Origin of the sequence: Mucilaginibacter rubeus (genome assembly GCF_003286415.2) — a bacterium.
Classification (GTDB): Bacteria; Bacteroidota; Bacteroidia; order Sphingobacteriales; family Sphingobacteriaceae; genus Mucilaginibacter; species Mucilaginibacter rubeus_A.
The window spans coordinates 2,543,289-2,557,411 of record NZ_CP043450.1 but is presented as its reverse complement, the minus strand read 5'-3'; the positions used below and the strand labels follow the sequence as shown (position 1 = coordinate 2,557,411).

The 14,123-nt window shown below is 41.8% G+C and carries 9 protein-coding genes; 5 read left to right on the top strand and 4 right to left on the bottom strand.

The window, feature by feature from the left end; genetic code table 11:
• The first annotated feature begins 126 nt into the window (after positions 1-126).
• The 4 genes from DEO27_RS10480 to DEO27_RS10465 all read left to right on the top strand — a co-directional run bounded on the left by DEO27_RS10480 (position 127) and on the right by DEO27_RS10465 (position 4,958).
• On the top strand, positions 127-1,242 hold the full coding sequence (locus DEO27_RS10480; protein ID WP_112566737.1) for a deoxyribonuclease II family protein: 1,116 nt from the start codon (positions 127-129) through the stop codon (positions 1,240-1,242).
• 149 nt (positions 1,243-1,391) lie between these two features.
• Entirely contained in the window at positions 1,392-2,981 is a 1,590-nt protein-coding gene (locus tag DEO27_RS10475; protein ID WP_223818206.1) for a DUF1593 domain-containing protein, read from the top strand.
• Positions 2,982-3,074: 93 nt separating this feature from the next.
• On the top strand, positions 3,075-3,677 hold the full coding sequence (locus DEO27_RS10470) for a TetR/AcrR family transcriptional regulator (RefSeq protein ID WP_112566742.1): 603 nt from the start codon (positions 3,075-3,077) through the stop codon (positions 3,675-3,677).
• A gap of 45 nt (positions 3,678-3,722) precedes the next feature.
• The gene (locus tag DEO27_RS10465) at positions 3,723-4,958 is read left to right on the top strand and encodes an MFS transporter (protein ID WP_112566745.1); all 1,236 of its coding nucleotides are present in this window, start codon (positions 3,723-3,725) and stop codon (positions 4,956-4,958) included.
• A 16-nt stretch (positions 4,959-4,974) separates the two neighbouring features.
• On the opposite strand, the gene DEO27_RS10460 is transcribed toward DEO27_RS10465, so the two are convergent.
• The 3 genes from DEO27_RS10460 to DEO27_RS31390 all read right to left on the bottom strand — a co-directional run bounded on the left by DEO27_RS10460 (position 4,975) and on the right by DEO27_RS31390 (position 8,322).
• Positions 4,975-6,816 carry a PAS domain S-box protein gene (locus DEO27_RS10460; protein WP_223818205.1) on the bottom strand — a complete coding sequence of 614 codons (1,842 nt, stop codon included), beginning with the start codon at positions 6,814-6,816 and terminating at the stop codon, positions 4,975-4,977.
• 163 nt (positions 6,817-6,979) lie between these two features.
• Positions 6,980-7,687, bottom strand: a complete 708-nt coding sequence (locus DEO27_RS10455; protein ID WP_112566751.1) for a LytR/AlgR family response regulator transcription factor — start codon at positions 7,685-7,687, stop codon at positions 6,980-6,982.
• Positions 7,684-8,322, bottom strand: a complete 639-nt coding sequence (locus tag DEO27_RS31390; RefSeq protein WP_190295371.1) for a sensor histidine kinase — start codon at positions 8,320-8,322, stop codon at positions 7,684-7,686. Before DEO27_RS31390 ends, DEO27_RS10455 begins: the two co-directional genes overlap by 4 nt.
• A 600-nt stretch (positions 8,323-8,922) precedes the next feature.
• Here DEO27_RS31390 and DEO27_RS10445 point away from each other — a divergent pair.
• A complete protein-coding gene (locus DEO27_RS10445) occupies positions 8,923-11,358 on the top strand; it encodes a TonB-dependent receptor (RefSeq protein WP_190295370.1) in 2,436 nt (811 codons plus the stop codon).
• A 161-nt stretch (positions 11,359-11,519) separates the two neighbouring features.
• On the opposite strand, the gene DEO27_RS10440 is transcribed toward DEO27_RS10445, so the two are convergent.
• On the bottom strand, positions 11,520-13,424 hold the full coding sequence (locus DEO27_RS10440; protein WP_112566760.1) for a LamG-like jellyroll fold domain-containing protein: 1,905 nt from the start codon (positions 13,422-13,424) through the stop codon (positions 11,520-11,522).
• Positions 13,425-14,123 lie beyond the last annotated feature (699 nt).

The following is a 14,123-nucleotide window of genomic DNA, read 5'->3' as shown; positions in this document are numbered from 1 at the left end:
ACCAACTGTGAAAAATCCGTGAAATTACGCTGACGGGAATGCTTTCCATTGCTTTATCTTTATGGTAAACCTCATCAACGCCTGCAAGCGATTAATTAAACAATTTCACAACCTAATCCAAAAATTATGAAAATTTCCGCGCTTGATGAAAATGGCGCCCCAGTTGACTGGTGGTTTATTTACAAGGTTCCGCAACTTGACGGAGGTGTGGGTAATGACAAGGCTACAGGCTACGAGTATGTTTATTACGATTCCACCATTGATGGAAACCCAGACGCACGGCAAAGGACGATAACCAAATCGCCAAATGTTTTGAACAGCGATAAAGGCGCGCTTAACCTTACGATGGACTCGGTTTTCAAAAATTTCAAATCGCCGGCCCCAACAACCGGGTGGATCCTTTACAACGATGAAATGCCCGAAAGCCTTAACAAGCATGATGATGGTACCAGGGGCCATACTAAAGGCGCATTAGTATTTGATACCGAATCAAAAACCGCATTTTGGCTGCTTCATTCATGGCCTAAGTTCGCCGATCCGGGGGCAATTAAAGATCCAACGCCAAAATACGGACAAACCTATTTATGTATTTCGCTGGATTTGGATACCGCCAATATGATCGCTAAACAAATGGTAAACCACCAGGAACCGCAGATCTATTTTCATAATACCGCAAATCTTCCTGAAACCTCCGACCTTTATGCGCTGACACAGCCGTTGGCCAACCATCCGGTAGCTTTGGGAGATTCAGTTGATTTAAAGACGATTGGAGGGATGCCTTTTAAAGTTATAGCGAAGAACCGGGAGTGGAATAAAGATTTCTGGAACGAATTGGTAGGCCCTACGCTACAAGATGATCTCGACATTGAAACATGGATCCGTGGCCCAATTCCACCTATTGCCGATAGTGATGGCATTCATAAAACTTTTGATATTAAGTATATTAATTTAGGCTTTATGGGCGCACATTGGGCTTGGCCCGAAACACACGACCATGCTAAATGGGGAGTTACCTTACACGATCCATGGATTTGTGTAGGCGACATCAATCGTATGATATCACAGAGAAAACGCGGCGGTGGTACTATCGCATTTAAGAACCAGACTTTATGGTCGGGCTTGTCAAAAACAAGTTTGCTTTTGGCGCCGCCAGGGCATAACCGGACCGAGGCTCATGTGTTGATTCAAAAAACGCATCACCCTCATGCGGAAGCACCATTGAGGGAGCAACCTGAAGAATAGTTTACTATTTAACAATCTTCGATATACACCGCTAAACAAAAGATCCCGCTTCGGCGGGATTTTTTGTTTAAATATATCACATCTGATTATCAGTAACATATCAGCTGATTTACTTATTTTTAACTGGATATTGTAAACCAGTACAACCAATGACTTTAAACCTGAAATACTTTAGCGTCAGAGCAAGTAGGTACGCATTCACGCTAATGGCTCTTTTTGCGATTAATGGCTTTGCGCATGCTCAAAACTCACCTAACGAAGCAAGGCCACGCATTGTTATTACAGCTGATCCGGAATTGGATGATAATAATTCGCTTATCAGGTTCCTGCTATACAGCAGTGATGTTGAAATTGAAGGATTGATTTACGCGAGCAGTGCTTTTCACTGGAAGGGCGATGGCAAAGGAACTAAATGGTTCGTGCCGGGCCGTGAGTATGCCCGCTTTGGATTAAACTTGTGCCCATGCGAATCCTGGCGATGGGGCGAAGATGAACATTTTATTCATGATGCGGTGTACACTTATGCAAACGTGTACCCCAATCTTAAGATACATAATCCCAATTACCCGGCGCCTGATCTGCTCAAAGCCAGAATCAGGATTGGAAATATTGAATTTGATGGCGACATTTCAAAAGACTCGCCGGGTTCAGACCTCATCAAAACCCTGATACTTGATGATAAACCGGGGCAATTATTTATTACAGCGTGGGGTGGCCAAAGCACTATAGCGCGTGCTTTAAAAGCTATTCAGGAACAGTATGAGTTCACCACCAATTGGGGCCAAATAAGATCAAAAATTTACAGGAAAGTGGTTTTACTCCCTTCCGGCGATCAGGATGATACTTATGCAAAATACATTAAACCTAACTGGCCGGGTATTGAATATCGTGAATTTAAAGGCGGTCCAAACTATGGCTATGGTGCTCAGTTAAATGCGGCGTCACAAGACTCTGTTTATATGACAGCATCCTGGACAAAGGAAAACATATCGGGCAGAGGCCCCTTGGGAGCACTGTACAGGGTATGGGGCGATGGAAAACAAATGGTAAAAGGTGATATCATGGACTATTTTGGTATCAGCGGCCATACCACTGATGAGTTGAAGAAAATGGGTTATGTTGTATGGATGCCCGTACAGGAGAAAGGTTCATGGTTAGGGGAGGGTGATGACCCGACCTTTATGAACATGCTCGGCAATGGACTGCGTGCATATGAAAATGGCACCTATGGAGGTTGGGGTGGCGCCGGATTCATTGACCCCAAAGCTAAAAACATCTTCTTCCAAAATAGTGATACATCATCAAAAGCAATGGCAACTTCGCTTGCTGCGCCGAAAGATCGAAGTAATACGTATCCTGACTTTTTCCCGGCTGCTCAGCGGGATTTTGCCGCCCGGCTTAAATGGTCGACAACGCCAATATATAAAAGGGCAAACCACGAACCGGTTGCCAAAATTGAGGGGCCATTAAATGTCATGGCAACGGCTGGCGAAACAATAAGATTGAACGGAGCTGTTTCTGATCCTGACGGAGATGTGCTTTCTGTTAGCTGGTGGCAATTTCAACAAGGAACTTTCCCCGGAAAAGTTTCAATATTAAATCCTGAAGCCAAACAAACACAAATTGAGATACCTAAAAACGCCATTTCCGGACAAACCATTCACATTATTTTTCAGGTAACTGATAACGGTTCACCCTCTCTTACAAGATATCAGCGCGTAATTATAACGGTACGGTAAGTATAAATTAAGCGTAGACGCGTTATTAATCTATTTCGACAAAAAAATAAATTTTGTCAAATTTCATTATCTTTGCAATCGAAGCAACAGAAAATGACCAGTCAGGACGATATTATTCGCGCGGAAATCCTACAAGCCGGCTTGCGTCTGTATAAAGGAGCTGGCCCGGCAAAAATAACTATGGAAAATGTAGCGAAAGCTACCGGACGTAGCAGGACCTCGCTTTATTACTACTTTAAAGATAAAGACGAGATTTTCCAAGCAGTACTTGAATGCATTGCACATGATGTTGCCACTGAAATTCGTACTGCAGTTGTTAAAGCGGGAACATTAAACGAAAAGATAACTGTTTTTTGCACTACAAAAATCAAGACTTCGCAAGAATGGAAGCGCGTATTTAATGCTATTGAAGGATTTATAGGTGCAGATGAAAAGTTTAAACACACGCAATCATTAGATACCCTGCACCGAAAACTTATTCATTTGGAAAAAGGCATTTTGATGGACGCATTCGCTGAAGTAGAACATCTTTTTCCACGCAAGTTAAGCTATTCAGATAAGGATATGCTGGCATTTATTATCTATAGCGGCGTACGTGGCATTAGGCGCGAGGTTTATGATCAGAATGACCCTCATGATGCTAAAATGGCTGTGCAGCTTTTATGTGATATGGTTGCCAAATGGCTTGGTGTTTAATTCAAGATCTATTTTTTGACAGTATTCTAAAAATTGTCAATTCAAATGAAAAAACTTAGTCAACTCAATTTATTCAGGGCCTTATCAAGCCGAAACTTTACACTTTATTTTATTGGCAGAGCAGTATCTCAGTTTGGCACCTGGATGCAGCGCACCGCTGTAATATGGGTAGTATATTCCATGATACACTCCGCCTTTCTGCTTGGCTTAACTGTTTTCGCCGAGCAATTCCCTTCATTCATTTGCTCTATACCCGGTGGAGTAGCGGCTGATCGTTATAACCGGTATACCATAATTAAGATCACCCAGATAACTTCCATGTTGCAGTCGGTGCTGTTGGCGATACTCGTGTTATCGGGTCATATGGTAGTGTGGGCAATCCTTTTATTAAGTGTGATCCTTGGGATTATTAATGCTTTTGATGTGCCGGCAAGGCAGGCGCTGATAAATGATGTAGTTGCCAGTCCCACAGATTTACCTAACGCGCTCTCCCTTTCAACGGCAACAGCAAGCCTTGCACAATTGTTGGGCCCGGCGCTATCAGGTATTGTGTTAAGCGCATTTGGCGCCGGTGTATGTTTTTTACTGAACGCGGCAAGCTTTGGCGCGGTCATTTTATCTATCCTGCTGATGAAATTACCTGCATATGTGCCTAAAAAAACAAATAAAAGGGTATTGGCTGATTTCTCTGAAGGCTTCACTTATATCAAAAACACTCCCGGTATTGCAACTATGGTTATGATGCTTGCTGCTGTAAGCTTACTGGTGCTGCCATTTAATACTGTACTTCCCGTATTTGCTAAAGTGGTTTTCAAGGGCGATGCATCAACCTTCGGTTACATCAATAGTTTTGTGGGGATAGGGGCGGTTGCCGGTACCATTTTCCTCGCATCGCGTAAACCCGGCGCTCATTTAAAACAGATCCTTTTTGTCAGTACGGTACTGATGGGTATAGGGCTTATCTGCTTTTCTCAATTCAAGAACTTCTTTGCTGCTATGTTTTTTGCTGCCATTGCAGGATACGGCTCTATAGCGCAATTTACCATCAGTAACATTGTAGTACAGTCAGACGCGGCAGCCAATATGAGAGGACGCACCATGGGCGTTTTGTTAATGGCTATTTTTGGTATGCTGCCATTGGGTAGTTTGTTAACCGGAGCTATTTCCGAGCGCATTGGCGCTCCTGCCACTGTACTTGCACAGGGCATTACCGCTCTGGCTATTGCCTTGGTGTTTATAGGGTTCCTAACGAAAAAAGAGACTATTCTTAAAGCAGAATAATTATATTAACAATATATTAGTCGGCCAGAGGCAAACTAAAAGTAAAAGTGCTGCCTTGGTCAGGCGTACTTTCGGCCCAGATTTTTCCGTTATGTCCCTCAATAATCTCACGACAGAGGTATAGTCCGATGCCAAAGCCAGCAATATGGCGCGTTTCAATTCCTTTAACGCGGTAATAGCGCTCGAAGATCCTTGGTAGGTCTTCTTCACTGATGCCAATGCCTGCATCTGCTACACTTAATTGTACACTGCCACCATTTCTTTTGCAACTAATGGTTATTGTGGTGCCCGACGATGAATATTTGGCAGCATTGCTGATGAGGTTACTGATTACCTGGCCAATCTTTTCCCGGTCGGCTTCTACCATTGTATCCTCTGTACAAGAAAAAGACAACTGATGGCTGGTGATTGCGGCCCTGGCTTCATCTTCTGCGTCAGATACCAATGAAGCAAGGTTAAATTGCTCATAATCCATATGGATTTTTCCCGACTCGAGCCTGGATACGTTTAAAAAACCATTGATCATGCTGGTCATTTTTCCTAATTGTATAACAGTACGGTCCAGCATACTGGCTGCAAGTGTGTCCTCTGCCTTTAATGCTTTCTTTTGCAAAACCTGAACGTAACTCAAGGCCGATGTTAGCGGGGTTTTCAATTCATGGCTCACCATACTGATGAAATCATTCTTTCGCTGCTCGTTTTCCTTGATCTCCGTAATATCAATGGTCGAGCTAATATAACCGGCAAAAGAACCATCGGGCCTGAAGCGGGGAGTGGCCTTATTAAGCAACCAACAATATTCTCCCTTTTTATCAATCATCCGAAACTCAAACTGAGATGCAGTTAATCCACGAAGTGCGGCTGCAGCAGTTTTCTTTACCCTCGTCTGATCATCAGGATGGATCAATGCTACCCATCCATCTTGTAGAAGTTCTGCAGAAGTTTTGCCGGTCAAGTCAATCCACGCTTCATTAAAATAAACGGCCTTTCCGTCGGTGTCGCCAACAGCAATCATTACATCTGTACTTTCGGCCATTGTACGAAAACGGGCTTCACTTTCTGAAATGGCGGTTTCAGCATTTCTGATATCGGTAATATCGCGGGTAGTACCGGCTATGGCTTCTACTTCGCCATTTTGGTTTAGCACCGGTGTAAATATGTAATCGTAAATACGTCGCCCCAAAGTAGCATGAGGAAAAGACACCTCACCCCGGATAGGTTTTTTATCTGCTATAATCTGATCTATCTCGCGTTCATGCATTTCGGCATGCCATGGCTCATAACCGTTTTCAAGCAATTTTTTGCCAATGGCATTTTCCCAGGTTTTGCCCCACATGGATAGGAGCGCCTCATTAGCATAAGTGAACCGGTAGTCGAGATCAAATACATAAATTAAATCTGGCGTACTCGAAGTTATAGTTTCGTATAGCCGTTTTTGCTGATCGGATTGTTCTTTGGCTTCCCTTAATTTATCTTCGGCCCGCTTACGCTCAGTGATATTACTTGCTGTTCCAAACCATTCAATGATGTGTCCACCATCATCCATAATAGGCACAGCACGCGAAAGCGTCCATCCAATAGTACCGTCTGCCTGGAATACACGATGTTCTAACTGAAATATTTCCTTGTGCTGAATGGCTTTTTGAATTGCCGCTTTTACCGTATCCTGGTCAAAAGGGTGAATGTATTTGGCCAACCAGTCGGTTATCGGTTCAAGTGTGTCTGATAAAACGCCGCGGCCATCCAATTGTCGCATTTCACACCAATCAGGGCTCATGCTGTAAATACTATCAGAAGTAGCGGTGACCAATGCTTTAAAACGTTCTTCACTTGGGGCGACTGCCTGTTTTTGAGACATAGAATTATGGGATATACTGGTCATCGAATAGTCGTGTAAAATAAGAGAAAAACAGACATAAAAACGGCAACAAGCAATGAATTGTTTGAAGACCAGATTATTTTCTGTTGATGCACCTCTACGATTTAAATCGCAAAATCAAAGCTGGCAATAAACGGCTTGATCAATACAACCCTATAGCTTTCAAAAAATCATCCCGGTAATTGCCCGCTATTGGAATTTCGTTTTGTTGGATGAATACCCGGTTTCCCTCAATGTGACTAATCATTGATTTATTGACGACGAATGAACGATGTACCCTGATAAATAACTCCGCAGGCAGTAAGTCTGTTAAAGCCGAAAAAGTCATTTTGGTTGAGATCACTTTATCTATAGTGACTATTTTAGTGTAGTTTCCTTGAGCTTCGGCGTATAAACAATCATGGTAAAAAATTTTATATGCCTTTCCTTCCGATCTGATAAAAAAATAGTCTTTCAATATCGCCTGAAAACTTCCAACAGCCGGCTTTAGTGTTTGCTGAATTCTTTCATCCGCCTTATCTACTGCAATAATAAAACGCTCCAATGAAAAAGGCTTGAGCAGATAGTCGCAGGCGGCCAGGTCAAAAGCAGTAACGGCATGTTCCTGGTAAGCGGTAGTAAATATCACCACCGGTGGATTTTTCAGCGTATTTAAAAAGCTGATGCCATTGAGCAATGGCATATGGATATCAAGAAAGAGCAGGTCTATTTTTTGCGCAGATAAAACTTCTTTAGCATCTAATGCATTGCCACATTCGGCAGTAACACGCAAAAACGGCAGTTGTTCGCAGTAATTTCGGATAATATTCCGGGCCACCGGTTCGTCGTCTACGATCAGGCAATCGATCATTTTTCTTTACATTTTAAGTTTAGCTCAATATAATAAAACCCGTTTTCGGCATACTGTATCAAGTTGTAATCTTTGCCGTAAAGCAGATCCAGTCTTTTAACCGTATTGGGTAAACCCAGACCGGAATCTTCCATTTCATTACTGCAGCGGGATTTATCCGGCTCATAACTGTTGCTCACTTCGAGGCAAATAAAGTTACCCTTAATTTTTAGTGATATATCAATGCTGATCTTCGGGCTTATCGAGTTTTTTGCATGTTTAAAAGCATTCTCTACAAAAACAATTAAAACCTGGGGCGCAATTTGGATGTTCTGGTTGTTGACAGCCTCCATATCCACCGCCAGGTTAAGCCGGTCGCTTGCACGAATTTGTTCAAATTCGATATAGGCGCGTATATAATCCAGTTCTTCCTTTAACGGGACAAACGCCTTTTTACCTCCGTATACCGAATAACGTAATAATCCAGACAATTTAAGGAGTAAAGGCGGAATCCGGCTGGGTTCGGCAATAGCAATCCCATATAAGTTATTCATAACATTAAACAGGAAATGCGGGCTAAGTTGCGACTGTAACAAATTAAACTCGCTTTCTTTTTGTTCGGCCTTAAGTTGTGCATCTTTTAATTCTTTTTGCATTGAGGAGCTGATTAGTTTGAGGAGCATACCTAATACAACCCCGGCTAAATAAAATGGCATATCCCCACGCAGCAATTCGAGAAAGCCGGCGTAGGGATGATGGAAAGCATATTTGACTAATAGATATTCAACAACCGACAATGCAATAAAAGCCAACATACTTGCAATAAGAAATTGCCAAAAATGACTGCGGAGGTAAAAAAGCTTGCAAAGCCACCGCCCTGTATATATACAAAACAGGAAAAACACACAGTTGACCAGTGCCGGGCCAGTTTCAAACCGAAAGCCAGAAACGTGTAAAAAGTATAAACCCGATAACAGAACCGCCAACACACTTGCAATAAATAAAGTGTGTAAGACCAGTTTGTTACCACTAATGAGGTGCCGAATGGGTTTCATAAAACTAATTTCCACAAATAAAAGGCTGAATAAAAATTGCGCTGACCATTTACAACAATTAGGGGTTGAAAAATAGAAATCCGGTGTCGACAGCCGACATCACCTTTAAATCTATTTCTATCACCTTGCTTTCACTATCTATCCCCTGTATTTGAAATCCCTTTTTCTGTATCTCAGTTTTGAGGTATGAAACATCGATTTATGCTGCTCCAACTTTTTGTATTAACCATCTGTCAAAGCTTCGCTCAAACCGGTAATGGCAAGATAACCGGTTTGATACTGGATACCCAAAACAAAGCGTTACCCGGAGCAACCGTCACTTTGCAAAACGAAAAAGATACTACCACAGCAATTATCAGGATTGCTGAAACTACAGGCTCTTTCACATTTAAGAACCTTGCACAAAGCAGCTACAGGATCAATTGCAACTATATCGGTTTTCAAACTTACAGTATAAACCATTTGATTATTGATGGAAAACAGCAGACCATCCGGCTACCGGCTATTATATTGAAGATATCAGGTGATCATTCTTTAAAAGAAGTAGCTATTATTGCGAAGAAGCCACTTATAGAACAAAAGACAGATCGCACCGTGGTAAATGTAGATGCCATGATAAGTGCTGCTGGTGGTAACACAATGGACGCCTTGTCGAAAAGTCCAGGAGTTATAGTTGATGCGAATGATAATATCAGTTTGAATGGCAAAAATAATGTCTTGGTGCTGGTTGATGACAGACCAACTTATTTATCAGGCGCAGAGCTTTCGGCTTACCTGCGTTCACTGCCTGTCGGCACTGTAGATAAACTGGAATTGATCAGTACCCCACCTGCCAGGTACGATGCATCCGGCGGGGCTGTGATTAATATCATTTTGAAAAAGAACAAGATTGCAGGATTCAACGGCAATATCAATGTTGGTTTTAACCAGGGAGTTTATAGCCGGAGTAACGATGCTCTGAATGTCAATTTCAGGACAACAAAATTTAATTTATTCAGTAGTCTCAGCTATAGCTTCGACCAGAATTTCAGCCAGGAAACCTTCTCCAGATATTTTTATAATGCTGGCGGCTTGCTTAATTCCGCTACCTTACAAGATAGTTATTATAAATATCGATCGGTTGGCTGGAATGGCAGGTTGGGAATGGATGTTTTTGCCAGCCCAAATACCACGCTTGGGTTTGTGCTAACCGGAAATACCCGACCCAAGACGGATCTGTTAAACTATACCAGCAGACGGTTTAATGATAACATGCTGCTTGATTCGATAGGACGGGGATACACAAACGGTAAATATAAGGGGCAAAACGGGGGAATAAATCTCAATATAACGCATAAATTTGATCAAACCGGGAGACAATTGACCGCCAACCTGGATTACCTACATTTTTTAAATGACGCCGACCAGTTATCTCCGTTTGCGTTTTACCAGGCTGACGGTAGTCTTTCAAGCAGCCAGCGATATAGATTTCTGCAACCCTCCAATATTAATATCTTTTCAGGAAAAGCAGATTACACATATCCATCTGAAAAAAAAACTGAATTTGATGCCGGAATTAAATATAGCCGCGTAGCCACAGATAATCAATTGCAATGGTTTAATCAGGAGCAGTCTGGTTTCACTCCCGATTACGGTAAAACTAACCATTTCAGGTATTCTGAAAATATCAATGCAGCTTATGTCAGCTTTAAGAAGGAATGGAAGCATTGGGGCGTGCAGACGGGGCTTCGGATTGAAAATACCAATGCATCGGGACACCAGTTTAAAAACCCGGCAATACCCGACTCCTCTTTTTCAAAAAACTACACCCATGTTTTTCCTACCATCTATCTCTCATACAAATTGGATAACGCAGGTAATAATACCCTCGTGCTTAGCTACAGCGAACGGATCAGGCGACCGGGATATCAGCAACTCAACCCTTTTCTTTTTTACCACGATCAGTTCACTTATACCTCGGGCAATCCGAATGTCAGTCCCTATTATAACCGGTATTTTGACTTAAAGTACAGCTATAAGCAATATATTGGTATAACTGCCGGATATGGCATCGGAAATAATGAAAGCCAATCGTTAACCACAGTTTCCGATAATGTTTTTATTACCCGTCCATACAATTTCATTAATAATCGCACATATAGCCTTATTCCCTATTTCTCTTTTGAACCTGCACACTGGTGGAATTTCCGCATCAATGCAGTTTTACTTTACATCCTGAATAAGGGTAACGCAGAAGGAGTGGTTATCCGGCAAAATACCAATGTGCACGAGATAGAAATATCCAATGAATTGCAATCGGGCCATAGCTGGAGCGCCGAGATAGATGGTTTTTTCCCGGGTAAACAGACATTTGGACAAAGCAGGGGAGACAAAGCAGGATATAATATCAGTGGAGGTATCCGCAAATCGGTGCTAAACGGCCAGGGCAGCATAAGTATAAATGCAAACGACATTTTCCACACCCTTAATTTCAGTACACAGACCATCGGGATCAACCAGGTGAACGCATTTTCTAACCGGTCGACGGATTCGAGACGGATTGGGATTTCATTCGCCTATCGTTTTGGCAAAGCAGTCAATGCACGCAAACGTAACGATAGCAGTAGTGCTGAAGACGAAAAAGGAAGGACAAATTAAGAGAGATTATTCAGGTTCGAAAATTATTAATAGAAAAAGCCCCGAAAATAATGATTTCAGGGCTTAATTTTTTGCTGGGAACAGGGAACAAAAGCTATCTTGCTTTAAACCCTAAATCAGGCACCTATCGTAGATAAACTGACTTTTGAATAAACTTTATATCAATTATTTGATGCCTGATAATTAGAAACTAACTCAGAGATACGAAGTGCCCTCGAAAAAACTCTGACATCAGATAACTGCACTGAACCCTTCGATAGCCAGATTGGAGCCATGGAGTTCACATCAACAAAATTAAAGAACCGGGTCCACCCAAATTCCCTTTGAGCTCCGCCATCGCAAACTTTTCCGTCAACAACTGGAATAATGAGGCTTGCCTGCCCGTCTACAACAAAAGCTACGTCATGTGTCGCATTGTTGGCGAGTAGCCCCTGATCTGTGTCCCATGAAATCGTATTTCTCCCATCGTTTAGGCTGATGGATATCGTGTTATTTGCATTTGTAACAATACTGACGCCTTTTCCTGTAGCATCAACGTTTGAAAATATTGTATTTTGCGTTCCCTGACTTGTTAGTTTAACTTTAAACTCTATGGTAAAACCTCCATCATTTAAAACAGGGAATAACTTTTGTTGAGCTGGGAATTTACTATTTGCAGGTATGCCTGTGCCTGTAGCTTCTTCACCCTGGTGCCATACCAGGCCATTTGTAACTTGGGTTTTCAGAAGCTGCTGAGACCAAACTCCGTTTAGTATTGCGGGATTTATCTCGTGAACCCTGGCTATACTCTTTTGTGTTTCTGTGATGAAATACCTATTTTGTTGCTCAACAATATCAGGATAACTCATATTATCGCCACGATTTTTGCTGTATAACAGAACCTCAGGTTCAGACCACCATATAGTTCCGTTTAATTCTACGCCACCAGAAATCCAGCCCGGATTTCGGCCCCCGTAAACACTCATATTATCGTTATGGTACCAAAGTAAATATTTACCATTTTTAAGCTTGAATATCCTTGCACATGCGCGTGGTTGCTTCATAATACGATCTGATGAAGTACCAAACCCATAACGCAATGGAAGAGGCATTGTCCAGGTTTTGCCCCAATCGGTACTTGTTGCAAAAGCAGGAAAACCATTAAGCGTTCTGTTAACACAATAGAAAGTACCATTACTTAGCTGAACTATGTTATGCTCTTCCTGTATGTTCCAAGCAGGGTTTTTAATGCCAACATTACCGTCGGGCAAAAGGTTCCATTCCAACGAGGATGCATTTTTTTCTGTTTCTATATTGGGGCAATTTATCACCCATCCCTCACCTTGTCCACTCATATAAGCGCCAATTTTAGTGTACGAAAAATACATACCGTTTGTAGTTTTTATAGGTTTACAAATGCCCCAAAACATTTGCACAGCACCTTTAAAATTATTTGTCAGATCAGCATTGGTGTTTCTGATAGGAATGCGATACCTTTCAGACCAAGTTGCTCCCATATCGTCCGAGTATCTATAACAATACCATCCTAAAAGGTCGTTTTTTATGGCTACCCCCTTAAGTGTCATGATATTGTCTCCATTGTAATTATAAAAGGCATAAATACGACCGTAGCTGGTAATATATGGTGTAACCCATGAAGCCACGGGCCCAGTAGCTGGTTCTATATCAACAGCAGGCGACCAGGTTTTACCTAAATCAACACTTCTGGTTGCCATAACGTGTTGCCCAGGAGAACCCTCCTGGCCTGTACCGGTAGTAAAAACACAAACCCATGAGCTATCTTGAGCCTGAACAATATAAGGCTGGTCAATGTAATAGGATTTATAGATCGTCGAGCCTGTTGTTATATCTCTTAGTTTCTGTTCCTGATCGGAATTTGTATTCTGTGAATTGCCAGTAGTATCGGTTGTTGAGGGGGGATTGATTGTGCCAATATTGTTGTTTTTGTTGCAGGAGCCAAAAAGGAGGTTAACAATGATTGCGAAACATAATAAAATGTATCGTCGTGATATTTTATACCTAACTTTAATTAAAAAGTGATTAGTCGTTTCTTTTATTAAAAACATTGTGAATTAGTATAAATGATATGAGCTTTAGGTGAATTATTGTTAATCTGCGTTTTATGATTTTGAAAAATCCTATGCGCCGGCTCTAACTACAACGATAACAAAGTTTAAAAAACTTAATACCTGAAGTAATTTGCTACGCAGGGCAACTCAATCAGGGCGGAGCCAGATCTGTCCAGAACTCAGGGAACTGTAAAAGTATGTTAGTCATATATTTTTTAGGGCGCTCTTGGAAACGGTTAAAGTGTAATGGCTTTTTAATAGATAGCCTTCTATGTTGTATTTGATCATAACATTGATGGGAAAGGTTATTTAATCAGCATCAACAAACATAGCCGCTGTTTCTTAAGCAATTGAACTTATTGATATGAACGAAGTTCGCGCTTGGTTATGAAGTTTTTATGAATCCCTCTGTTGCAATAATCCTGATACTGAGATCGTATTCTTATCGATTTCAACTCCTCTTCAAAGTGGGCCCCCTTTCAGTACCTGCATTTCATGAACTGAAAAATGCGCCAACACAACTGTTCAGATATATTGCTCTGTGTGGATAAATAAATGGCCGGGATCTCACCGACCAGCCCTAACGACAGGAGGAAGTCGTTTTTCGGCCTTCTGAAGGGAAGCCAAGCAAGCCCTTTTTATCTTTCATCGACCAGTTTTTGCCGTTTATTAGTGAGATTTTTTGCGCCCGCGAAA